This window comes from Fundidesulfovibrio terrae, from assembly GCF_022808915.1.
GTDB lineage: Bacteria > Desulfobacterota > Desulfovibrionia > Desulfovibrionales > Desulfovibrionaceae > Fundidesulfovibrio > Fundidesulfovibrio terrae.
The window spans coordinates 111,860-133,395 of the sequence record NZ_JAKZFS010000003.1 but is presented as its reverse complement, the minus strand read 5'-3'; the positions used below and the strand labels follow the sequence as shown (position 1 = coordinate 133,395).

Sequence of the window (21,536 nt, the reverse complement as noted above, 5' to 3'; positions counted from 1 at the left end):
TTTCCCATACAAGGAGAGCATCAGGCGATGATCAAGAATATCGTCATCCTGCCCGGCGACGGCATCGGACCGGAAATCATGGCCCAGGCCGAGAAAGTCCTGGCCAAGATCGGGCAGAAGTTCGGCCACGAGTTCAAGACCAGCTACCATCTGATCGGCGGCGCGGCCATCGACGCCGAGAACAACCCCCTCCCCAAGGCCACCGTGGACGCCTGCAAGGCCGCCGACGCGGTGCTGCTGGGCGCGGTGGGCGGCCCCAAGTGGGACACCATCGAGAAGTCCATCCGCCCCGAGCGCGGGTTGCTCGGCATCCGCAAGGAGCTGGGCCTGTTCGCCAACCTGCGTCCGGCCAAGCTCTTCGACGAGCTTAAAAGCGCCTGCTGCCTGCGCCCGGACATCATCGGCGGCGGGCTCGACGTCATGGTTATCCGCGAGCTCACCGGCGGGGCCTACTTCGGCACCCCCCGGGGCCAGGAGGTCAAGGACGGCGAGCGCGTGGCCTACAACAACATGATCTACTCCGAGTCCGAGATCAGGCGCATCGCCAAGGTGGGCTTCGAGACCGCCCGCAAGCGCGGCAAGAAGCTGTGCTCGGTGGACAAGGCCAACGTGCTGGACGTGTCCCAGCTGTGGCGCGAGGTTGTTCTGGAAGTGGCCAAGGACTACCCCGACGTGGAACTGACCCACATGTACGTGGACAACGCCGCCATGCAGCTGGTGCGCAACCCCGGCCAGTTCGACACCATCGTCACCGAGAACCTCTTCGGCGACATCCTCTCCGACGAGGCCGCGGTGATCACCGGTTCCATCGGCATGCTGCCCTCGGCGTCGCTGGGCGCTTCGGGCCCCGGCCTGTACGAGCCCATCCACGGCTCGGCCCCGGACATCGCGGGCCAGGACAAGGCCAACCCGTTGGCCACCATCCTGTCCGTGGCAATGATGCTGCGCTACCAGTTCGCCATGGCCGCCGAGGCCGACGCCATCGAGGCCGCCGTGTCCTCGATCCTCAAGGCCGGCTACCGCACCGGCGACATCATGGAGCCTGGCAAGACCCTGGTGGGCTGCGCCAAGATGGGCGACCTGGTGCTCGAGCGCCTGTAGGCTTTTCTCCCGCAGAAACGAAAAAGGAGGGCTTCGCGGCCCTCCTTTTTTTGCTTTCGTGCCATCCGGCTCGTCAGGATATTCCTGCCTCGGACTGGAATCCCGGAGCGGATCAGTTGATTGTTTTCCAATCCTTTACCTGTTCCGGAATGAATCCGGATTCCCTGAAAACCCTGGTGAAGGTCCCGTTCTCCCGGAGAACCTCGAGCCCTCTGGCGAGGGCCTCGTAAACACGACGTCCGTCAGGATGGACCTTGGAGATCATCAGGCACCGAGAGCCCGGCAAGGTCACTTTCACGCGAGGAATGGGAACCAGGGTCACCCCGGAATGCGACACCGAGAGGTCCGGAGCCGAGGAAAACTCCAGGAGTGTGAAATCGGCCCTGCCGAGCTTGAGAAACAGGAAGAGGTTCTCGTCGTTGTAGGTGTAAACCAGGTCACGGAGATTCATGGCCTTGAGCGTAGCGATGTCGCCCCTCCAGCCATTCAGGGTCACGGCCGAATACGGTTGCAGGTGTTGCTTGTCCCTGACGGCGAGGATGCTCTTGTTCGTGGGCAGCACGTAGATTCCTTTCACGAATTGGCCTTCATCCACCACGGGCAGGGACATGAAAACGGAGTCGTCGAAGTCGTCGCTCCAGTAGTCCTGGCCTCCGACCACTGCGTGGCCGCTCTTCACCTCGGCCCGTTCTCTGGCAGAATTGGGCGCTTCAACGAATGTTATCCCGACTTCCCCCATCCCGCCGATTTTCAAGGCCTGCAGCATCATGATCATGACGACGACCGACCGGGAGGCGTGCGGGGTTGAAGGTGACGATGCGAAAGATGTTATTCCATACGGAGATCGTTCCCGCAGGAAGTCTCTGTAGCTGTCGATCATGGACCTGGTCGCGGCAACTGTGACCGTATCGAGGGCGGCGGCGGACCCGGGCCTCCCCAGCAGGAGAACTGCAAGACATAGAATCGTCAGGATCAGTTTGGGCACAGCAGGTCCTCTCCTCAATCAACCAATGCATTTTCCGACAGACGTCCGGTTGCGTGAAACATGCTGCATTCCCGGCCCGAGCTCAATGCGTTTCGGAAAAATAAGGCAGGGCGCGGACGGCGGTGTTTCTCTCCGCCATTTTTCAGTTTACGGGGTGACGCGTGCCGTGTCAAAAAAGGCATAATATTGTTGGGTACGAATTGCGCGGTCCGAGTCCCACGGAGGAGCGCTCCTTGTCGGCTGTTTACGTATGTGTTCCGGCGCGCCTGCGCGAAGACAGCGTGACATCTGGTGATCTCCGTGGACAGAAGCGTGCATTTGGGCCATGTGATCCCTGAAAGCTCAAACACATCAAGGAGAGCCGACATGTTGGATTGCGAAAGAAACTATTTCAAAACGCTCTACGAGGCTATCCGGGTCATCAACTCCAGTCTGGAGCCCATGGACCTTCTGAGCAAGATAGCCGAACAGACCGCCAAGGCCCTGGAAGTGAAGGCCTGTTCGCTGCGCCTGCTGGACCGTTCCGGCGCGAACCTCCTGCCGGGTGCGTCCTACGGCCTGTCCAAGGGCTATTTGCGCAAGGGGAAGGTGGAAGTGGCCAAGAGCAAGCTCGACAAGCACGCCCTGGCCGGCGAGACCGTGCACGTCAAGGACGCCGCCACCGACGAGCGCTTCCAGTACCAGGAGGCCGCCAAGGCCGAGGGCATCAAGTCGGTGCTGGTGGTGCCGCTCAAGCTCGAGGACAAGAAGACCATCGGGGTCATGCGCGTCTACTCCGACACGGAGCGCGAGTTCTGCCAGTCCGAGGTGGAATTTCTGATCATCATGGCCAACCTTTCGGCCATCGCCATCGAGAACGCCCGGCTGCACCAGGCCCTCAAGTCGGACTACGAACTGCTCACGGCCTTTCAGTATCAAACCTTCGAGGACTAGCGAGGTCGCTCATGCGCAAGGTCAAGGTCGGCATCAATGGATTCGGCCGCATCGGGCGGCAGGTTTTGAAGGCCCTCTACGAGCATCACGGCGAGGCCGCCGAAGTGGTGGCCATCAACGATCTTTTCGATACGCACACCAACGCCCACCTGCTGGGCTACGACACCAACTACGGCCGCTTCCAGGTGGACATCCGTACCGAGGGCGACGATATGGCCGTGGGCTCCTGGAAGGTGCGCTGCTTCAAGGAGCGCGACCCCAAGAACATCCCCTGGGCCGAGGCCGGGGTGGACGTGGTGGTGGAATCCACCGGCATCTTCAGGACTGGTCCCCAGGCGGCCATGCACATCGAGTCCGGGGCCAGGAAGGTCATCATTTCCGCCCCGGCCAAGGACGAGGACATCACCATCGTCATGGGCGTGAACGATTCGGCCTATGACCCCGCCTCGCACCATATCGTCTCCAACGCCTCCTGCACCACCAACTGCCTGGCCCCCATCGCCAAGGTGGTGCACGAGGCGTTCGGCATCAAGTCCGGGGTGATGTGCACCATCCACTCCTACACCAACGACCAGCGCATCCTGGACCTCCCCCATAAGGACCTGCGCCGGGCCAGGGCCGCCGCCTGCAACATCATCCCCACCTCCACGGGCGCGGCCAAGGCCGTGGCCCTGGTGATTCCGGAGCTCAAGGGGCGCTTCAGCGGCTATTCGCTGCGCGTGCCCACCCCTGCGGTGTCCGTGGTGGATTTCGCGGCCATTTTGGAAAAACCCACGGACACCCAGACCATGCAGGCCACCCTGAAGGCGGCGGCCGATGGCCCGCTCAAGGGCATCATGGGGTACACGGAGGAGCCGCTGGTCTCCTCTGACTTCAAGGGCGACCCGCGCTCGGGCATCGTGGAGTCCGAGTTCACCTCGGTGCAGGATGGCGTGCTGGCCAAGATCGTGGCCTGGTACGACAACGAATGGGGGTATTCCTGCCGCGTGGGGGACCTCATCAGCTTCATGGCCCAGAAGGGCATCTAGCCTCGCCTCTCCACTCAAAATAGCGGCCGCCTCCGTACGGAGGCGGCCGCTATTTTGCTCGTTTCCGGCCACCACGCTACCCTGGCGCGTCATCCGGACGCCAGGACCGGCGCATCCCCGGCTCCTATACGGGATTCCAAAGGGACTTGTCCCTTTGGCCGCCGGAGGCTTCCAACCCTCAATACCTGTCCGGGATCAATTCAGTCCCAGCACCTGCCTCACTTCAGCCCTGGCCTTGGCGAATTCCTCCTGGAACGCGGGGCTCTGGAGCATGAACGCCGCGATGACCGTGCCGCAGATGCGCCCGGCCAGCACGTCGCTCGGGTAGTGGGCGCCGCCGATCTCGCGGTTGTGCCCGAAGACCACGCCGCGCTCGAATATCTGCGCCTGTTTTTCCGGAACCATGTTGGCCAGCACGATGGCCGTGACCGTCCCGAACGTGGAGTGCCCGCTGGGGTAGGAGGCGTTGTCCGGCTTCTTCACGCAGGGGTGCAGCGCGGGGTTGGTGGCGTAGGGCCTGGGCCGGTCCCAATGCTTCTTGGCCGGAGCCAGCAGGAGATCGGCATTCTTCCTGACCTTCTCGAAGAACTCCCTGGCCAGAGGTAGCTTCTCGGCGGTGAAGTCCTGGCCCACCACGTCGGCGAAGCGGAAGACCGTGCGCTCCATGTCGGCCTGGGCGAACGCTTCCTGGGCCGAGGTGCGGTTCTTCTGGAGGGTCATGAGCACGGCCATCTCCCGGCGCTCTTCGGGCGATCCCACGGCGGGCGGGGGAGCCAGGAGCCTTGCGAAATCGATCTGGGAGCCGGTGACGAAATACGTTTCCTCGGCCCAGCCGTATTGGGGCAGGAGCAGGAGAAAGAGAAGAAGATAAACGCGATTCGACGGACGCATCATGGGACCTCCCGGTGTTTCCCGGTCCCATAGCGCACGGCGGAGCCAAATGTAAGGGAGGGACGGGCTCCCCTGGTGTGAGGGGAGCCCGCCGCTTAAGCGTCAGTTAACGACTTGCCCCAGCTGGTCCAGGGACCGGGCCAGGGCCGAGAGCCCGGAGCTCCTGAGCATGACGAACGGCTTCATGCGGTGCTTGCAGGCCTTCTTCACGGTCAGGCAGGCTTCGTGGCTCACGCAGTCCACGGGGCAGATGACCACGTCGGCCGTGGCCAGCTTGCCGTGCAGTTCGGCGGGAGAGCTTTCCATGCCGCCGTCGTGGTGGTTGAAGCGCAAGCCCTGGCGCTCGACCATCTCGCGGTAGTGGCGCACCAGGTTGCAGCGCCCGCCCACGTAGAGCACGCTCTTTCCGGCAAGGGCCGGGCAGGGGCAGCCGTCGCCGCCTTCGCACAGGGCGGCGTTTTCCGAGTACCGCTCCTCGATGATTGCGGCCTGGCGGCGCGTCTCGTTGCGTGCGGCCTCGATCTGCTCACGCAGGGTGTCGGCGTTGGGTTGCGCGATAAGGTCCTGGCGGGGCAGGGCGGTCTCGCGCATCTGGCGGGAAAGCTTCAGCCGCTCGGTGCGCTCGGCTTCGAGCTTTTCCTCCAGTTCCCTGACGCGCACGGCTCCTTCGAGCTTCTGGGCGCGCCGTGCTGCCTGCACGCGCGACAAGGCCTGGCTCAGACCATCCACGCGGCGCTCGAGCCTCCCCAGGCGTTTCAGGTCCGCCCGGTTGGCCGCGCCCATGAGATGCGAGAGCATGTGGATTTCTCCGAAAGCCTTGTTGAGAAGCAGGTTCCCGGCGTCCGGGTGCGACATCAGCGCCCAGAACGGTCCCGGGATGTCGCCGGATTGCACGCTGTGGCTCCACAGGGCTGCAAGGGCCGTTTCTTCCGAGGCCTTGGCGAACAAGCGAAGATCTTTGCGGAACTTCTTGTCCAGGTACTTGTTCACGTAGGAGGAGAGCGGCGTCTCCTGCCTGCATTCGCGCACGAAGAAGGCGTGCAACTCGTAGTCGGAGGCCCCGGGCTTCACCACCACGTCCAGCTTGCGGGCCAGTTTTCGCAGCTCACCCATGCTCAGGCAGGTGCCGAGGATCGGACACTGGTAGTCCTGGTGTTCCCAGAGTTTACGGCGTTGGGGAGTGGTCATGAATGCCTCCTGCGGGGACGTTGGGCATGAATTATTGAAAATGATTTTCATTGTCAACATAGGAGGGTGATTTTCTTTCTTCATGCGCGGGGAAACCGGGAAGCGGCGCGGCGCGACTTGATTTGCGGGGTGCTCGGGAATACCGTCGGCGGGAAATCATCCCGCACCTTAAGGAGCGTCGCATGCAGTATAAACTTCTAGGCAAAACCGGCGTGCTGGTCTCGGAACTCTGCTTCGGCACCATGACCTTCGGCAAGGAGGCCGACGAGGCCGAATCGGAACGCATGTTCGGCGTCTGCCGGGACGCAGGAGTGAATTTCTTCGACTGCGCCAACGTCTACAGCGACGGGCTGGCTGAGACGATCCTGGGCAAGCTCCTCAAGGGCTGCCGGGAGGAGATGGTCGTAACCACCAAGGTGGCCCAGGTGGCCGGGCCAGACGTGAACGCCCTGGGCGCTTCCCGACGGCACATCATGCAGCAGGTGGAGCGGAGTCTCGCTCGTCTGGATACCGACCGCATCGACATCTATTTCATCCACCACTTCGATCCGCTCACGCCCATGGAGGAGAGCCTGCACGCCCTGGACGACCTGGTGCGCCAGGGCAAGGTGCTCTACCTGGGGGCCAGCAACTGGGCGGCATGGCAGGTGGCCAAGGCGCTGGGCATCTCGGCAGCCAGGGGGCTGGCCCGTTTCGAGTGCCTGGAGCCCATGTACAACCTGGTCAAGCGCCAGGCCGAGGTGGAGATACTGCCCCTGGCCCTTTCCGAGAAGCTCGGGGTCATCCCCTACAACCCGCTGGCGGCGGGGCTGCTCACGGGCAAATACAGCGGCGGGGGCGCGCCCGAGCAGGGTCGCATCAAGGACAACAAGATGTACAACACCCGCTACTCCGACCCGGTGTACTACGAGGTTGCCGAACGCTTCATTGCGTACGCCCGAAAGATCGGCGTGCATCCCGTGAGCCTGGCCGTGCGCTGGGTGGCGTCGCATCCGGGAGTCACCGCGCCCATCATCGGCGCGCGCAGCGTGGAACAGCTCAAGGCGTCGCTTAATTCCGTCGAACTCGATCTGTCCCTGGAGCAGCTTGAGGAGGTCACCAGGCTTTCCATCCAGCCGCCCACGGCCACGGACCGGCTCGAGGAAGTGATCGATCCCAAATACAAGACCCGCAACCGGCAGGCCACCGCGCCCAAGTAGCGGCGACTCGACTCCTGGCGCCGGGGAAGTACCGGCGTGGCCGGGCATCGGGCAGGCAGGGGACGGGTCGCATCGACGCGGACTCCTGGCATGCCCGATCGCTCAGCATCCGCATTGGCGCGGCCGGGGATCGGGGTTTGACAGAGCGCTGGGGAGGGCGCATATTCCCCCGCGCACTTTTCTTATGTCAAAAATCACCATTCAGAATCTTTCCAAGTCGTTGGGCGGCCGCGACCTCCTTGCCAATTTCAGCCTCGAGGCGGTGGCAGGGACACGCCTTGCCGTAGTTGGCCCAAATGGCTGCGGCAAATCCACCTTCTTGCGCCTGTTGGCGGGAGAGGCCGAGCCGGATTCCGGCCGCGTCATCCTGCCCGCCGGGGCGCGCCTGGGCTACGTGGCCCAGGAGCTGGCCTCCTCCGACCTGGAGGAACCGCTCCTGGCCTGGGTCATGAGCGCGCTTCCCTCCTGGAAGGAGTTCTGGCGCGAGTGGGAACACGCCAACCTGGCCCACGACGAGCACGCCCTCACGGAGCTCACGGCCCGCCAGGCCGAGATGGAGCACTCCCTCGGCTACAACCCGGAACACCGGGCAAAGGCCATCCTCTCGGGCCTTGGGTTCACCGAGGATGCCTGGCCGGGTCCGGTGAAGCTCCTCTCCGGCGGCTGGCGGGAGCGGGCCAAGCTCGCCCGCGTCCTGGTGGCCGGTGCCGACGTGCTGCTTTTGGACGAACCCACCAACCACCTGGACCTGGAAGCGGTCGAGTGGCTGGAGGAATACCTCCTGTGCTTCCCGGGAGTGCTGGTGTTCGTGGCCCACGACCGCATCTTCCTGGACCGCGTGGGCACGCAGGTGCTGTTTTTGGGCGGCGACAAGCCGTTGGTCAGGCCCGGCAGCTTCAGCGACTTCGTCGAGTGGCGCGCCCAGACCCAGCAGCAGGTGCAGGCCCAGGCCGCGCAGCTGGCCGGGGCCATCGGCCGCCAGATGGCCTTCGTGAACCGCTTCGGGGCCAAGGCCACCAAGGCGCGCCAGGCCCAGAGCAAATTGAAGGCCGTGGACAAGCTCCAGAAAGAGCTTGCCCAAGTCGCCGCCAACATCGAGCGCAAGCAGAAGGTGCTGGACTTCAAGCTGCCCACGCCCGCCCGCGCCGACAAGAACATCCTCTCCGCGGCGGACCTTGAGTTCTCCTTCCCCGGCGGCAAATCGCTCTGGCCCAAGCTCACCTTCAATCTCTACCGGGGACAGAAGGTGGCCCTGGCCGGTCCCAACGGCGCGGGCAAGACCACTCTTCTCAAGTGCATCACCGGCGAGCTCAAGCCCTCGGGCGGATCGGTGAAGATGGGCTCCATGGTGCGCATGGGCTATTTCAGCCAGCATCAGACCGAGATTCTCAGGCCCAACGAGACCGTCATGTCCGAGATACGCCGCCTCTCGGACCCCAAGTCCTCCACCGAGGAGCTGTGCTCGGTGCTGGGGCTCTTCATGCTGGGGGAAAACTATTTCGAGCGCTTCGTGCGCGACCTCTCCGGCGGCGAGAAGTCACGGCTGGTGCTGGCCAGCCTCTTCCTGGCCCGGGCCAACTTCCTGGTGCTGGACGAACCCACCAACCATCTGGACCTGGAGACCCGCGAGGCTCTGGTCAACGCCCTCTCCGACTATGAGGGCACCATCCTCTTCGTGGCCCACGACCGCTACCTGCTCTCCGAGGCGGCCGAGGTGATCTGGACCGTGGGACCGGACGGCCTGTCGGAGTTCCTGGGCGGCTACGAAGCCTACGAGCGCCACCTGAAGGACCAGGCCAAGGCCGCGTGCGGGATGTCCTCCACGCCCAAGGTCAAGGCCGAAACCCGCGAGAGCAGGCAGGCCGAGAAGCGCCGCCAGGCCGAGGAGCGAAACGCCATCAGCCGCGAGCTCAAGCCCAAGAAGGACCGCTACGCCACGCTCGAGGCCGAGCTGGAGGATGTGCTCACCCGCCAGACCGGAGTGGAGCAGGTCATGGCCGACCCGGCCACCTATGCCGATGCCGCCAAGTTCTCCGAGCTCTCCAAGGAGTACCACGTCCTCAAGGAAAAGAGCGACGAGCTGGTGCTGGAACTGGCGGCCCTGGAAGAGGACATCGCCGCCCTGGAAGCCCGACGGGAGGCGGTGTGATCCACCCGCGCCCGGAATGTTCTCTCCGGCAGATAGGGCCGGTGGTTGCCCGCCGGAGCGTCTTCTCCGCCACGGGGGAGGGCGCATGATCCACGTGGTGGCGGGCATCATCTGGAGCGACGGGCGCTATCTCGGCGTTAAGCGTCCCGAGGGCAAGTCCCACGCGGGCCTGTGGGAATTCCCCGGCGGCAAGGTGGAGCCCGGCGAGGACGCTCCCCGCGCCATGGTCCGCGAGCTGCGCGAGGAGCTGGACATCGAGGTTTCGTCCGTGGAGTTCTGGCGGGAAAAAATTCACGAGTACCCCGGCTTCACCGTACGCTTGTCTTTTTTTCATATCCGTGATTTCAAAGGGGTTCCCCGTCCCATGGAAGGCCAGGGGCTTCGCTGGGTGACACCGGCCGAAGCCGAGCACCTGCCTTTTCTCGAAGCGGACCGGGACATCGTCACGGAGCTGTTGGCGCACCCCCGCGCATAAACCGGACTCCCATCTCCCACGGAGCCTTTCTTGCGTATCAGCGATCTTCTGGCCCAGGGAAAGCGTTTCATCTCCCTGGAGTTCTTTCCTCCCAAGGACAAGGAAGCCTGGCCCGCCTTCTTCTACGAGGTCGGCAAGCTCTCCATTCTCGACCCGCTGTTCGTGTCCGTGACCTACGGCGCGGGCGGCTCCACCCAGGCCAACACCCTGGAGCTGGTGTCGCGCTTCTCTCGCGACTTCGGCCTGAACCCCATGGCCCACCTCACCTGCGTGGGAGCCTCGGAGGAGTATCTGCGCTCCTTCCTGGACGGGCTCAAAGCCGCCGGGGTGGATAACGTCCTGGCGCTTCGCGGCGACCCGCCCCAGGGACAAGCCGACTTCAAGCCCGAGAACGCCGCCTTCCAGCACGCCTCGGACCTGGCCGGGTTCATCCACAAGGCCTACCCCGAGCTGTGCATCGGCGTGGCCGGATACCCCGAGAAGCACCCCCAGGCCGAAAGCCTGGAGCAGGACATCGACTATCTCAAGCTCAAGGTCGAGAAGGGCGGCAAGTTCGCCATCACCCAGCTCTTCTTCGACAACGACCATTATTTCCGTTTCGTGGAGAGGTGCCGGGCCAAGGGAATCGACGTGCCCATCCTACCGGGCGTGCTGCCGATTCTGAACTTGGCCTCCATCAAACGCATCCTCTCCCTGTGCGGGGCCACACTTCCGGCGGACTACCTCGCCCGCCTGGAGGCCGCCAACGACCAAGGCGGGGCCGACGCAGTTCGGGAGCTGGGCGTGGCATACGCCCGCGAGCAGTGCCGGGACCTTATCGCGCGCGGAGCGCCGGGCGTGCACCTCTATACGCTCAACAAGGCCCAGGCCTGCCTCGATATCGTGAGGGGTTTGAAATTCGACTAGGACAGATGTTCCTGGTTTGACAGGATATTTTAACGGATACAGTGAGGAGAAGCCTGCCATGTCCAAGCTCGTCGTTGCCGTTGCCGGAGCCACCGGGGCCGTTGGCCGCGAGATGCTCAAGACCCTTGAAGACCGTAATTTCCCCGCCGACGAGGTGATCGCCCTGGCGTCCTCGCGTTCGGCCGGAACCACCGTCCCGTTCAAGGGCGGCGAGCTCACCGTGCGCGAGATGACCGAAGACAGCTTCAAGGGCGTGAACCTGGCCCTGTTCTCGGCCGGAGGCTCCACCTCCAAGAAGTTCGCCCCCTACGCCGTGAAGAGCGGCTGCGTGGTGGTGGACAACTCCTCGGCCTGGCGCATGGACCCCAAGTGCCCCCTGGTCGTTCCCGAGGTGAACCCCGACGACGTGGACTGGCACAACGGCATCATCGCCAACCCCAACTGCTCCACCATCCAGATGGTCGTTGCCTTGAAGCCCCTGCACGACGCCTTCACCATCAAGCGCGTGGTGGTCTCCACCTACCAGGCCGTGTCCGGCACGGGCCAAAAGGCCATCACCGAGCTCGAGACCCAGGTGCGCCAGATGTTCAACGGCATCGACCCCGAAGTGAAGGTCTATCCGCACCAGATCGCCTTCAACTGCCTGCCCCAGATCGACGTGTTCTCCGAGGGTGATTACACCTTCGAAGAGATCAAGATGATCAAGGAAACGGCCAAGATCATGGGCGACGAGTCCATCAAGGTCACCGCCACCACCGTGCGCGTGCCGGTGTTCTACGGCCACTCCGAGTCGGTGAACCTGGAATTCGAGAAGCCCGTCACGGCCAAGGCGGCCCGGGCCATCCTCGCCCAGGCTCCCGGCGTGCAGGTGTACGACAATCCCGCCGAGAAAATGTACCCCATGCCCATCATGGCCGCGGGCGAGGACGAGGTGTTCGTGGGACGCATCCGCCAGGACGACACCGTGGAGTCGGGCCTGAACATGTGGATCGTGGCCGACAACATCCGCAAGGGCGCGGCGCTGAACGCCGTGCAGATCGCCGAGCTGCTCATGAAGAAGGGCAAACTGAAGGTGTAGCGCCCGGCTCTTAGGGCCGTTCTGACGACCCTGCTTTACAAGCGTGTCCCCGCGCGTATGATGCATACGCGCGGGGCTCGATTTTTCCCCGCCGATTGCCTTTCTTTCCCATTCGCAAACCGCAATCACTCAAACGGAAACCAACGTGGAAATACTTAGTAGCACCGAATATCTGGCAAGGATGCTGGCCGCGCCCCGCCCGGGTTCCGGGCAGGTGCTGGCCTTCTATGAACACCGCATCGGCGCCGTCTGCAAAGACCCGGCGCTCATGCTCATGCCCTGGGACGACCACCTGGTACACCGGGGCGACGGCGTGTTCGAGACGGTCAAATGGGTGGACGGCCGCGTCTACCTGCTGGATGAACATCTGGCACGCATGGGGCGCTCCGGCGACGCCATCGGGCTCAAACCGCCGTGTCCGTGGGACGAAGTGCGTGAGATCGTGCTGGAAGTCGGCCGCGCGGCCGGGACCTCGTCCGGCCTGTACAGGATGCTTCTGGGGCGCGGCCCGGGCGGATTCGGCATCGACCCGTCCGAGTGCCCCGAGCCGAGCATCTACATCGCCGCGTACCAGTACTCGCCCAAGCCCGCGTCCTTCTACGAGAAGGGCGTCACGGCGTTCCGCACGTCCATCCCGGCCAAGCAGAGCTACCTGGCCACCATCAAGAGCATCGACTACCTGCCCAACGTGCTCATGAAGAAGGAGGCCGCCGCCAAGGGCAAGGACTTCCCGGTGTGCTTCGACTCGCGGGGCCTGCTGGCTGAAGGGGCCACGGAGAACATCGCCCTGGTGGACGAGAGCGGCTGCATCACCGTGCCCAAGCTGGACAACGCGCTCTCGGGCACGACGCTTCTGCGCGCGCTGGAACTGGCCCAGGGCGAGATCCCGCACTGCTACAAATCCATCAGCGAAGAGGACATCTACGCCGCCAAGGAAATGCTGGTGCTTGGCACCACGGCGCAGTGCATCTCGGTGGTGGAGTACAATGGCAAGCCCGTGGGCGACGGCAAACCGGGGCCGGTGAGCAGGCGCCTGCTTGAGCTTCTGAAGAAGGACCTGGCGGAGAACGGCGTGAAGCTGTGAGACGCGCGTAGAAGAGAACGGAAAGAACAAAAGGGGGCCGCGCGGCCCCCTTTTTCGTGCGGAGTGCTTCGCCCGGCCTAGGGCCCGGCTTAGGGCAATGTGCGGATCATGACGTTCTGGAACTGCACGTTTCCGGAGTGGCACTGCAATCCGATGTGCCCTTCCCGATTCCGGCCGTCGTTGGCCGGGATCGCGTAGTTGGTGACCAACTGGCCGTTGAGGGTGACCTTGATCGCCGCGGCGGTGGCCTCGATCTCGAAGGTGTTCCACTGTCCGGCCGATTTCGAGGCCAGCGTGGAGGACGGGGCCAGGGCGTAGATGGCGCCCGTTTGATGCAGTGGATCGAAATTCGTCCCCACATTGGGGTTGATCGGGTCGGGCTTGAACCCCATGTCGTCGATCTGGATCTCGTAGCCCTTGTTGGAGGCCAGCATCCAATCGTTCGCGGGGTCGCTGGCGTTCAGCGCCGGGAACCGGATCAGCACGCCCGAGTTGTCCGCCCGGCCGCCCGGGACGCTGGTGGTGGGGTTGAAGGAGAGCCAATCCACCTTCAGCACGAAGTTGCGGAACACCTCGCGGGTATACCAGAGCAGCCCCAAGCCGTTGGGCCTGGCCTCCAGGATCGTGCCGAAGAGGGTGAGGAAATCCCCTCCGCCGGCCATCTGCCAGCCCTGGCGGGAGCCGGTGAAGAGCGGCTTGAAGGCCGGACTCGGGGCGGGGGTGTAGCCGGTCACGATGGCGTCGGCGGTCTTGCGGGCCAGGGTCGTCGCGGTCAGGGACGGGTTCGCCGAGCCTATGACCGGAAACAGCGCCGGGCCGGCCACGTAAGTGTTGGCCAGATGGTGGAATTTCCCGGAGGAGTCGGTCACCGACTGTCCGGGTAAACCCATCCACAGGGTGCCGGCCTCGTGGTGGGTCGTGCCGATGTTGTTCCGGTTTGTTTTCAGGTTCTGGATGTCCGCCGGGTTTGGGGCCATGGCGTTGAGAAGATCCTGGGCCGCTTTTTCCATCTCGGTCCAGGCCGCGTTGTCGGCGTCCGAGGGATCGAGGTTGACCCAGGCTCGCGGACGGTTGGTGGCGGGGTCGTTCTGCCAGGCCAGGTCGATCCAGCTTTTCTTGGCGTCTCCGGGCTGCGCGCCGGGGTGGCCGATCATCTGCCCGATGGCCCGCAAGGTGATGGGAATCCACGCCGGGTCCTGATTGGCCTTGATGGCGTCCAACAGGTCCAGGTCCGGGACCGAGGTGAAGAGATTGACGTCGGAGGCGACGCCGGCGCTGGCCGTGACCTGCATGTGGTATTCGTGGCCGTCGGTGGTGGCGCCGCGCACCAGCAGGGCGGCCGTCTCCAGCGCCGTGGCGAGGGCCGGCAAGCCCGGGATGGCCGTCCGTCGGATGCGCGCCGAGATGTCGCTGCGCAGGTGGGCCATCAGGTTCGACCCCATCCGGCCGCCGATCATCGCCGGAGGCGCCAGGGAGTCCAGGGCGAGCCGGGTGGCCTCGATGGTGCCGTTCGCCAGGATCACCGTGCAGTCGGGGGAGAGCAGGGGCGCACGCAGGAACTGCTGCACCCCACCCACCCGCAGCTCCAGTTCGGTGACCCGGTTGCCCACGGTTTTCAGGCCGATGACCTGCGTGTGCGGCAACAGCATCAATCGTCGCCAGGCGTCGATGTTGTTGCGCCAGCGCTTCCCGATGTCTTCCCTGATGGCATCGAAGAGCAGGAACGCGCTGCTGTACTTGTCGAACGGGAACAGCCCGGATTCCGGGGCCTGGCCCTGCACGGCCAGAGGCGCTTCCTCGAGCGACTGGCCAGAACCGAGCACGGTCTGGAACTGGGCCTTCAATTTGTTGAAGAGGTCCCCGGAAATATAGTCGGTGGTCGGCTGCACCCCCATCTCCGTTTCCACCGCCGCATAGTTGGCGCTCAGGTAGGTGGCGACATCCGCCGGCCAGGAGGCCTCGCCCGCAGGCCGCGCGCCGAGGTCCGCGCTGGTCAGGCGCGGCGACCATCCACCCCAGAAGAGCGATCGTCCGCCCGGGCAATAGGCCAATCCGGGAAAGGCTTGGCTGCTGTGCCAGGGGTGCCCCCACACCAGGTTTTGCGGCCCGGGGTCTTGCGCGTTGGAGGCCACGACCTGCTCGGTGGGGGCGTTCAGCCCCAGGCGGGGAAGGTTCTGGGTGTGGGCTGGAAGCAGAAATGATCCGGCGTCGAGCACCAGCACGCGCAGGCCTAGGTTCTCGGCGCGGCGGTACAGCTTGTCGGCGATGTACCCGCCGAACATGCCCGCCCCGATGACCACGATGTCGAACGGATCACCGCCATTGTTGCTCACCTCGGGCCAGGTGCTGCATATCCACCGCCCGAGGACGTCGAAGGAAAACTCGGTTTGCTGGACATTGAGAAAGACGTTCGGATTTGGGTCAAGCTTGGGCAGCATGGTCATATCCTCTCGGTTGTTCGGCTCAGAAAGCGGCAAACGGATTGGGGCGGAGGGCGGTTCAGAGTGTCCACCCGTAACGCAAGCCATCGCGAAGTACAGAGAGATGTCTGGTAAGACTGGAAGCCGGAACGGAGTACTGAGTACAGGTGGGCGCTAACAGATTGCCAAGCGTGTACGACAATAGGAGGGTATTTCGCGGGTGTCAACACATACCGTGTCACATGCATGGCTCAATGCCATGAGGGCGCGCGGCGGCCTATTGCGCTGGATTGTAGCCGCAAGACATTATCAAGACGAGAAGGGGGCCTTTCGGCCCCCTTCTTCGTTCACTCTCTCAGGCAACTTTAGGCCGCCATGGGCTTGCCCCGCTTCATCTCCAGATACGTCAGCACTGCGGCCACCGCCATGGGAACAGCGCCGAAGGCGATGAACACCACGTCGCCGGGCATGCGGGCCCATTCGATCATCCGAACCAGGTCCTGGTTCAGGTAATCCAGCCCGCGCGCGTGCCAGTATCCGTTTTGCAGCACGTCATAGAGCTGCATGACTCCGCCGGGGAACAAACTCCCGGCCAGCATCAGGGCCAGCCCGACGTTCAGCCCCCAGAAGGATATCCGCACGAATTTCTCCGGCCGCTTCCACTGTTCGTCGTCGAGCACCTGCCGGAAGGCCAGCACCATGAGCGCCATGGCCTCCATGCCGAACACCCCCATGAGCGCTGCGTGGCCGTGGTTGGGCGTCAGGATCGTGCCCACCTCGAAGTAGCTCACGATGGGCAGGTTGATCAGGAACCCGAAAATCCCCGCACCGACGAAGTTCCAGAACCCCACGGCCATCAGGAAAAAGAACGCCCACCTGTGCGGGATGTCCACCCGCTTGCCGCACACTGCGCACTCCGAGTGCGTGAGCTTGACGAAATCCCAGGCGTCCAGGGTCAGAAGCGTCAGCGGCACCACCTCCATGGCCGAGAACAGGGCGGACAGGGCCATGTTCAGGTTGGTCTGGCCGGTCCAGTACCAATGGTGGCCTGTGCCCACGATGCCGCTACCCAGGAAGAGGATGGCGTCCAGATAGATGACCCGCGTGGCGGTGAGCCGTGACACCAGGCCCATCCGGAAGAAGATCACGGACACCATCACGGTCACGAAGAGCTCAAAGAAGCCCTCCACCCAGAGGTGGATGATCCAGAAGCGCCAGTTGTCGGCCACGGTGAAGTTGGTGGTGCTGCCGAAGAAGAAGGCGGGCAGGTAGAACACCGGGATGGCCAGGGCCGCCAGCAAAAAGAGCGAGCTGACTTCGCGGCGCTCCGGGTCCTGCAGGGCCGGTTGCACGGCGCGCAGCAGCATCACCACCCAGCCGATGAGGCCGATGGCCAGGAGCACCTGCCAGAAGCGTCCGAGTTCCAGGTATTCCCAGCCCTGGTGGCCGAACCAGAACCACATGGCCCCGAGCATCTGGTTGATGCCCAGGAGTTCGCCCAGGAAGCTGCCCGCCACCACGACCACCAGCGCCCAGAAGAGCGCGTGTATGCCGATGGTCTGCCCTTTTGGCTCCCCCTCGCCCAACGCCTGCGCCAGCAGCAGGCCGCCGGCTACGAAGGCGGTGGCGATCCAGAAGATGGCCGACTGCAGGTGCCAGGTGCGCAGGATGGTGCTCGGGAATACGGCCGCCAGATCGAACCCGTAGAAGCTGCCGGGTTCGGCGCGGAAGTGGGCGGTGGCGCCGCCCAGCATCACCTGGACCAGGAAGAGCAGGGCCACCACCACGAAGTATTTGATGGTCGCCCGCTGGGTGGCGCTGGCCACGCCTGGGAGCATGTGCGGGTGGATGTGCTCGCCGGTGCCCTTCCAGCCGAGATAGTTGAACTTTCCGAACGAGAACAGCACGATGGCCGTGCCCGCCAGAAGGGTGATCAGGGAGAGGCCGCTCCAGAGAACGGCCGCGCTGGTAGGCTTGTTGCCGAGCATGGGCTCGTAGGGGAAGTTGTTTGTGTAGGAGAAGTCGTCGCCGGGGCGGTTGGCGATGCTCACCCAGGCCGTCCAGGCGAAGAAGGCGGTCAGGGCGCGCAGCTCGCCCTGGTCGCTTATGTATTTCTTCTTGAGCCCGGCGTTGGCCACGGTGTCTGAGAAATAATCGCCCCAGAGGCCGATCTGGTCACGGAAGGAGATCGCTTCCGCGGCGGTGAAGAGGAGGGTGTCCTTCTTCGGGTCGTAGCGGTTCTCTTTCAGAAGCACGGTGGATTCAGCCGAGACGACGTCCTTTTCTTCGGCCGAAAGCGTGTCGAAGTCGCGCTGGAATATCTTTTTCGCCAGCAACCGGTTGGCCGCAAGCCCCAGGGTGTGCAGGTACTGGGCCGAGTAGTCCGGCCCCAGGTAGGCCCCGTGCCCCCAGATCGTCCCGTTCTCCATGAGCGCATACTTCAGGAACACCTGCTGCCCTTCGATCACGTCCTGGCCGGTGAAGACCACCTGCCCGGACGGATCGAGCACTTTTTCCGGAATAGGAGGTGCGTTTTGGTAGGATTTGACTGCAATAAGAATCTGGATGGTGAATCCGATCAGCAACGTGAGGAGGACGCCTTGTTTCCACCATGGAGAAAGAGCTTCCCGGATCTGTGATGTCGCCGCCATTCCAGACCTCCAAGGGCTACAATATTGTGAGTGTTCTTTCCATATTGTAGTATCCGGAGGTAAAGTCAACGCGGTGAGGGAAAAAAAGAGAAAACAAAAGCGGGGCTCAGAGGCCCCGCCGGAAGGATCGTCGGAATCGGGCGCGGCTGCGCCGCGCCCAGGGCCGCCTATTGCGTCGCTTCAATGCTCTCCAGGAGCCACTTGGCGTCCGCCACGGTCTCGTCGCGGCTGAAGCGCCACACCTCGCTGACCCTGCGGGATGCGTTGGTCCTGGGATCGTCGCTTATGGTGGCGTCGTAGGCCACCTCGACCTCGGTGCGTTTGCCGTCGCGCTTGAGGTCCGTCACGCGGGCCTCGACAAGCATCACCACCAGGGTTTCCCGGTCGGGCTTATCATTCGCGATCTGCTCGAACTCGCGCATCATGTCCGGGGCGGCGAACTGGCGCAGGTCGGCCAGATTGCGCATGGCCAGCGACTGGCGGATGCGCCCGTAGATCATCTTGGCCCCGCGCAGGAATTCGCGTTCGTTGAAGGTGCCGGGCTCGTCCGGGGCGTGTTCGGCCTCGGGGTGGAGGTCGGGGCCCTTCTCGCCGGTGAGGTATTCCCAGGCGGCCTGGGCGGTGCGGCTGCGCCGGTCGCCGCCGTCCTGGTCGTCGCGGTCTTCGGGGGGCACATCGTGGGTTTTGTCGTCCTCGTCGCCGCCCGGCTTGCGCCCCGCCACGTGGGAAATGATGCGCCAGACCACGTATCCGGCGATGGCCAGGAAGACGATGTCCAGCATGCCGAACCCCGGCCCGGTCTGGGCCAGGGCCGTATCCGCCGCCAAGGCGTCGCAAGCGGTCCGGGCGAGCGCGAACGCGGCCAGGATAAGGAGCGTTTTCATCAGGAGATCAGGCTCAGGTTCTTGAGCAGGTGCAGGAGCATCTGCTTGTCGATGGGTTTGGGTACGTAGGACGTGGCCCCGCCCTTGTAGTAGGCTTCCACGACGTTCTTGGGGTCGTCCAGGGCGGTGGTCATGATGACCTTGGCTTCCTGGACCGGGGGGATGTCCTTTGACCGCTCGATTTCCCGGATGCGTTTGAGCGCGGCCTGGCCGTCCATCTCCGGCATCATGATGTCCATGCAGATCAGCTCGTAGGGGGCGTTTTCGTCCAGCGCCCTGGAAAAGGCGTCGATGGCCTCCACACCGTTGACCGCGATATCCACCTCTCCGTATGGGGCCAGGATTTTCTGCAGGAGTTTCCTGCTGGCGAAATCGTCTTCAACCACGAGCGCTTTCATGTACTCCCTCCAGCATTGGGCATCATCACTCCCATACCGGGAAAGCACCTCTGAGACAAGGGTTTGGTCTTGATAAGATGCGCCGGTTGGGGCAGTGATGCCCGCCAAGAACACTCACAAGGGGCTCACGTGCTTACAGCGCACATTTCCTGGTTCGAGGAGCACGTCCGAGGCTTTCTGACCGGCGACGCCGAGGACGATTCGCACATCGAACTCAAGAAACGCCATTCCCTCAACGTCCTGGCCGAGGCGCGCGCCATCACGTCCGCCCTGGACATCGCCCCGCGCCTGGCCGAGGCGGCGCACCTGGCGGCCCTGTTCCACGACGCCGGGCGCTTCCCGCAATACCGCGACTTCAAGACGTTCCGGGACGGCCTGTCCACCAACCACGCCCTGCTGGGCGTGCGGTCGCTCCGGGCTGGCGGGGTGCTTGCTCCGCTCGATCCGGACCTGCGCGTCCTGGTTCTGGGGGCGGTGGCCATGCACAACCGGCGCGCGGTTCCGGGCCGCCTCTCCGCCGGACTGGACACCGTCACGCGCATCGTGCGCGACAGCGACAAGCTGGACATCGTGAACATCATGCTCGAGCACCTGCGTCCCGGTGGCAAGCGCTCCGACGTGGTTGTGCTGCACATGGCCGACGAGCCCGACCGCTATTCCGGCGAGATCGTTGCGCAGATACGTGCCGGGCGCATCGGAGACTACTCGCTCATGCGCTACGAGAACGACTTCAAGCTGCTGCTTTTGAGCTGGGTGTTCGACCTCAATTTCGCGCCTTCGCGCCGGGCGTTTCTGGAAAGGGGACACGTGAAGGAGCTTTTCGGCCTGTTGCCCAGCACCCCGGAGTTGACGCAACTCGAAGACAGCATCTATGATGTCTTGAATCGGTAGGTTTCTCTGCCGCAACCCTCGAGATACCGGAGCCATTCGTGCAGGAAATCGGCGCATCCTCGGTCAGGCTGGATGTCGTGGCCATCGTCACCGGAGTGGAGGAGCATTCCCGGCGTGACCGCCAGTGCGTCAAGCAACTCCGGGCGGGCATGATCCAGCAGTTCTCTTCCGGTTCGGAGGCCATTGATTTCCTGGGCGCGCAGGACGTGGATCTGGTGGTGCTCGACTCGCAGCTGGCCGACATGGACGGGGTGAAGTTCCTGAAGCTTCTGCGCCTGAACATGAATCTCAAAGATACGCCCGTGGTCATGGTCACGGGCGACGGCCAGAAGGACCGCGTGCTCGAGGCCATCGCCGCCGGAGTGGACGGCTACGTGCTGCGCCCCTATTCCGTGGAGACCTTCCAGCGCCACATGCTGCGTGCGCTCAAGATCGACAGGCTCGTGGAGATCGAACACGCCCAGTTGAGCGAAGGCAAGCGCTTGCTGGCGGCCGGAAAGTACGAGGACGCCATCGAGGCCTTCGAGGAGCTGGTCAGCGAGGACAACCAAGCCCAGAAATACTACGACATGGGCTGCAAGTATCTGGTGAAGCTCAAGTACGGACAGGCCATCATCGCCTTCAAGAAGGCCGTGAAGATAAACGAGCTCTACGCCGAGGCCTACAAGGGCCTGGCCGAGGCCTACAAGGGCAAGGGCGACCTGGAGGGCTACAAGAACTACCTCCAGAAGGCCGCCGAGACCTTCGCCCATTTCAACCGCCTGGAGGAGACCAAGGAACTCTTCATCGAGGTCCTCAAGTACGACGCCGCCAGCCCCAACCCCTTCAACTCGCTGGGCGTCAAGCTCAGGAAGGAGGGGGACCTGCCGGGCGCCCTGCACGCCTACCGCCAGGCCCTGGAGCTCACCCCGGACGACGAGAACATCCACTTCAACATGGCCAAGGCCCAGTTCTTCATGGGCGACAACAAGGGGGCGCAGGACGCCCTGCTCAAGGCCCTGTGGATCAATTCCAACTTCACCGAGGGGCTCAAGCTCCACCTGAAGCTGTTCGGGCGCGAGTTCAAGCCGCCCAAGGGCGCGGCCATGCCCGGCGGGCCGCCGTCCTCGGGGACGCTGGACAGCATGCAGGATATCTAGTGTGGCGCCCTCAAGATAAATGTACATTTATCTTGAGGGCAACAAGTAGAAATTATTATTTTTATCCCTAAAAACATATTCATGTTTTTCAGGGACGCGACACTCGGCGCCGGGGCCGCGGGCGTCTTCTCCGCAG

General features: G+C 63.8%; 18 protein-coding genes. 11 read left to right on the top strand and 7 right to left on the bottom strand.

The features are described 5' to 3' along the window. The first annotated feature begins 27 nt into the window (after positions 1–27). On the top strand, positions 28–1,101 hold the full coding sequence (gene leuB / locus ML540_RS11395) for a 3-isopropylmalate dehydrogenase (RefSeq protein ID WP_243361144.1): 1,074 nt from the start codon (positions 28–30) through the stop codon (positions 1,099–1,101). 112 nt (positions 1,102–1,213) lie between these two features. Here the strand turns inward: leuB and ML540_RS11390 are convergent, their stop codons facing one another. After that, the gene (locus ML540_RS11390; RefSeq protein ID WP_243361142.1) at positions 1,214–2,086 is read right to left on the bottom strand and encodes a hypothetical protein; all 873 of its coding nucleotides are present in this window, start codon (positions 2,084–2,086) and stop codon (positions 1,214–1,216) included. Positions 2,087–2,452: 366 nt separating this feature from the next. On the opposite strand from ML540_RS11390, the gene ML540_RS11385 reads away from it, so the two are divergent. Both ML540_RS11385 and gap read left to right on the top strand, forming a co-directional pair. Then, a complete protein-coding gene (locus ML540_RS11385; protein ID WP_243361140.1) occupies positions 2,453–3,019 on the top strand; it encodes a GAF domain-containing protein in 567 nt (188 codons plus the stop codon). 11 nt (positions 3,020–3,030) lie between these two features. Continuing rightward, positions 3,031–4,047, top strand: coding sequence for a type I glyceraldehyde-3-phosphate dehydrogenase (gene gap / locus ML540_RS11380; protein WP_243361139.1), 1,017 nt, complete (start codon positions 3,031–3,033; stop codon positions 4,045–4,047). Between the two features lie 195 nt (positions 4,048–4,242). On the opposite strand, the gene ML540_RS11375 is transcribed toward gap, so the two are convergent. Both ML540_RS11375 and ML540_RS11370 read right to left on the bottom strand, forming a co-directional pair. Then, on the bottom strand, positions 4,243–4,941 hold the full coding sequence (locus ML540_RS11375) for an acid phosphatase (RefSeq protein ID WP_243361136.1): 699 nt from the start codon (positions 4,939–4,941) through the stop codon (positions 4,243–4,245). Between the two features lie 99 nt (positions 4,942–5,040). Next, positions 5,041–6,126, bottom strand: a complete 1,086-nt coding sequence (locus tag ML540_RS11370) for a DUF2325 domain-containing protein (protein WP_243361133.1) — start codon at positions 6,124–6,126, stop codon at positions 5,041–5,043. Between the two features lie 182 nt (positions 6,127–6,308). On the opposite strand from ML540_RS11370, the gene ML540_RS11365 reads away from it, so the two are divergent. The 6 genes from ML540_RS11365 to ML540_RS11340 all read left to right on the top strand — a co-directional run bounded on the left by ML540_RS11365 (position 6,309) and on the right by ML540_RS11340 (position 13,017). Next, complete coding sequence (locus tag ML540_RS11365) at positions 6,309–7,325, top strand: aldo/keto reductase (RefSeq protein WP_243361131.1); 1,017 nt, start codon at positions 6,309–6,311, stop codon at positions 7,323–7,325. 184 nt (positions 7,326–7,509) lie between these two features. Then, positions 7,510–9,474, top strand: coding sequence for an ABC-F family ATP-binding cassette domain-containing protein (locus ML540_RS11360; RefSeq protein ID WP_243361128.1), 1,965 nt, complete (start codon positions 7,510–7,512; stop codon positions 9,472–9,474). 85 nt (positions 9,475–9,559) lie between these two features. Further along, complete coding sequence (locus ML540_RS11355) at positions 9,560–9,949, top strand: (deoxy)nucleoside triphosphate pyrophosphohydrolase (protein ID WP_243361126.1); 390 nt, start codon at positions 9,560–9,562, stop codon at positions 9,947–9,949. Positions 9,950–9,979: 30 nt separating this feature from the next. Beyond that, a complete protein-coding gene (metF, locus tag ML540_RS11350; RefSeq protein ID WP_243361124.1) occupies positions 9,980–10,855 on the top strand; it encodes a methylenetetrahydrofolate reductase [NAD(P)H] in 876 nt (291 codons plus the stop codon). A gap of 58 nt (positions 10,856–10,913) precedes the next feature. Further along, the gene (locus ML540_RS11345; RefSeq protein ID WP_243361121.1) at positions 10,914–11,933 is read left to right on the top strand and encodes an aspartate-semialdehyde dehydrogenase; all 1,020 of its coding nucleotides are present in this window, start codon (positions 10,914–10,916) and stop codon (positions 11,931–11,933) included. Between the two features lie 181 nt (positions 11,934–12,114). Then, positions 12,115–13,017, top strand: a complete 903-nt coding sequence (locus tag ML540_RS11340) for an aminotransferase class IV (protein WP_243361720.1) — start codon at positions 12,115–12,117, stop codon at positions 13,015–13,017. 89 nt (positions 13,018–13,106) lie between these two features. Here ML540_RS11340 and ML540_RS11335 read toward each other — a convergent pair whose 3' ends face one another. From ML540_RS11335 to ML540_RS11320, 4 genes are all read right to left on the bottom strand, one after another. Then, a complete protein-coding gene (locus tag ML540_RS11335; RefSeq protein WP_243361118.1) occupies positions 13,107–15,455 on the bottom strand; it encodes a 3-keto-alpha-glucoside-1,2-lyase-like domain-containing protein in 2,349 nt (782 codons plus the stop codon). 347 nt (positions 15,456–15,802) lie between these two features. Continuing rightward, positions 15,803–17,947, bottom strand: coding sequence for a nitric-oxide reductase large subunit (locus ML540_RS11330; RefSeq protein WP_243361116.1), 2,145 nt, complete (start codon positions 17,945–17,947; stop codon positions 15,803–15,805). A 308-nt stretch (positions 17,948–18,255) separates the two neighbouring features. Then, on the bottom strand, positions 18,256–18,972 hold the full coding sequence (locus tag ML540_RS11325; protein WP_243361114.1) for a Tim44 domain-containing protein: 717 nt from the start codon (positions 18,970–18,972) through the stop codon (positions 18,256–18,258). Next, complete coding sequence (locus ML540_RS11320) at positions 18,972–19,370, bottom strand: response regulator (RefSeq protein WP_243361112.1); 399 nt, start codon at positions 19,368–19,370, stop codon at positions 18,972–18,974. The genes ML540_RS11325 and ML540_RS11320 overlap by 1 nt, the downstream gene beginning before the upstream one ends. Positions 19,371–19,499: 129 nt before the next feature. On the opposite strand from ML540_RS11320, the gene ML540_RS11315 reads away from it, so the two are divergent. Both ML540_RS11315 and ML540_RS11310 read left to right on the top strand, forming a co-directional pair. Continuing rightward, positions 19,500–20,261 carry an HD domain-containing protein gene (locus ML540_RS11315; protein WP_243361110.1) on the top strand — a complete coding sequence of 254 codons (762 nt, stop codon included), beginning with the start codon at positions 19,500–19,502 and terminating at the stop codon, positions 20,259–20,261. A gap of 38 nt (positions 20,262–20,299) precedes the next feature. Continuing rightward, entirely contained in the window at positions 20,300–21,400 is a 1,101-nt protein-coding gene (locus ML540_RS11310; RefSeq protein WP_243361108.1) for a tetratricopeptide repeat protein, read from the top strand. The last annotated feature ends 136 nt before the right edge of the window (positions 21,401–21,536 follow it).

Excerpts from the sequence above, each read along its gene's own strand:
- ML540_RS11385 (WP_243361140.1), top strand. The coding sequence starts at position 2,453 with ATGTTGGATTGCGAAAGAAACTATTTCAAAACGCTCTACGAGGCTATC.
- ML540_RS11355 (WP_243361126.1), top strand. The coding sequence starts at position 9,560 with ATGATCCACGTGGTGGCGGGCATCATCTGGAGCGACGGGCGCTATCTC.
- leuB (WP_243361144.1), top strand. The coding sequence starts at position 28 with ATGATCAAGAATATCGTCATCCTGCCCGGCGACGGCATCGGACCGGAA.
- gap (WP_243361139.1), top strand. The coding sequence starts at position 3,031 with ATGCGCAAGGTCAAGGTCGGCATCAATGGATTCGGCCGCATCGGGCGG.
- ML540_RS11340 (WP_243361720.1), top strand. The coding sequence starts at position 12,115 with ATGCTGGCCGCGCCCCGCCCGGGTTCCGGGCAGGTGCTGGCCTTCTAT.
- ML540_RS11325 (WP_243361114.1), bottom strand. The coding sequence starts at position 18,972 with ATGAAAACGCTCCTTATCCTGGCCGCGTTCGCGCTCGCCCGGACCGCT.
- ML540_RS11365 (WP_243361131.1), top strand. The coding sequence starts at position 6,309 with ATGCAGTATAAACTTCTAGGCAAAACCGGCGTGCTGGTCTCGGAACTC.
- ML540_RS11320 (WP_243361112.1), bottom strand. The coding sequence starts at position 19,370 with ATGAAAGCGCTCGTGGTTGAAGACGATTTCGCCAGCAGGAAACTCCTG.
- ML540_RS11335 (WP_243361118.1), bottom strand. The coding sequence starts at position 15,455 with ATGCTGCCCAAGCTTGACCCAAATCCGAACGTCTTTCTCAATGTCCAG.
- ML540_RS11370 (WP_243361133.1), bottom strand. The coding sequence starts at position 6,126 with ATGACCACTCCCCAACGCCGTAAACTCTGGGAACACCAGGACTACCAG.
- ML540_RS11345 (WP_243361121.1), top strand. The coding sequence starts at position 10,914 with ATGTCCAAGCTCGTCGTTGCCGTTGCCGGAGCCACCGGGGCCGTTGGC.
- ML540_RS11375 (WP_243361136.1), bottom strand. The coding sequence starts at position 4,941 with ATGATGCGTCCGTCGAATCGCGTTTATCTTCTTCTCTTTCTCCTGCTC.
- ML540_RS11360 (WP_243361128.1), top strand. The coding sequence starts at position 7,510 with ATGTCAAAAATCACCATTCAGAATCTTTCCAAGTCGTTGGGCGGCCGC.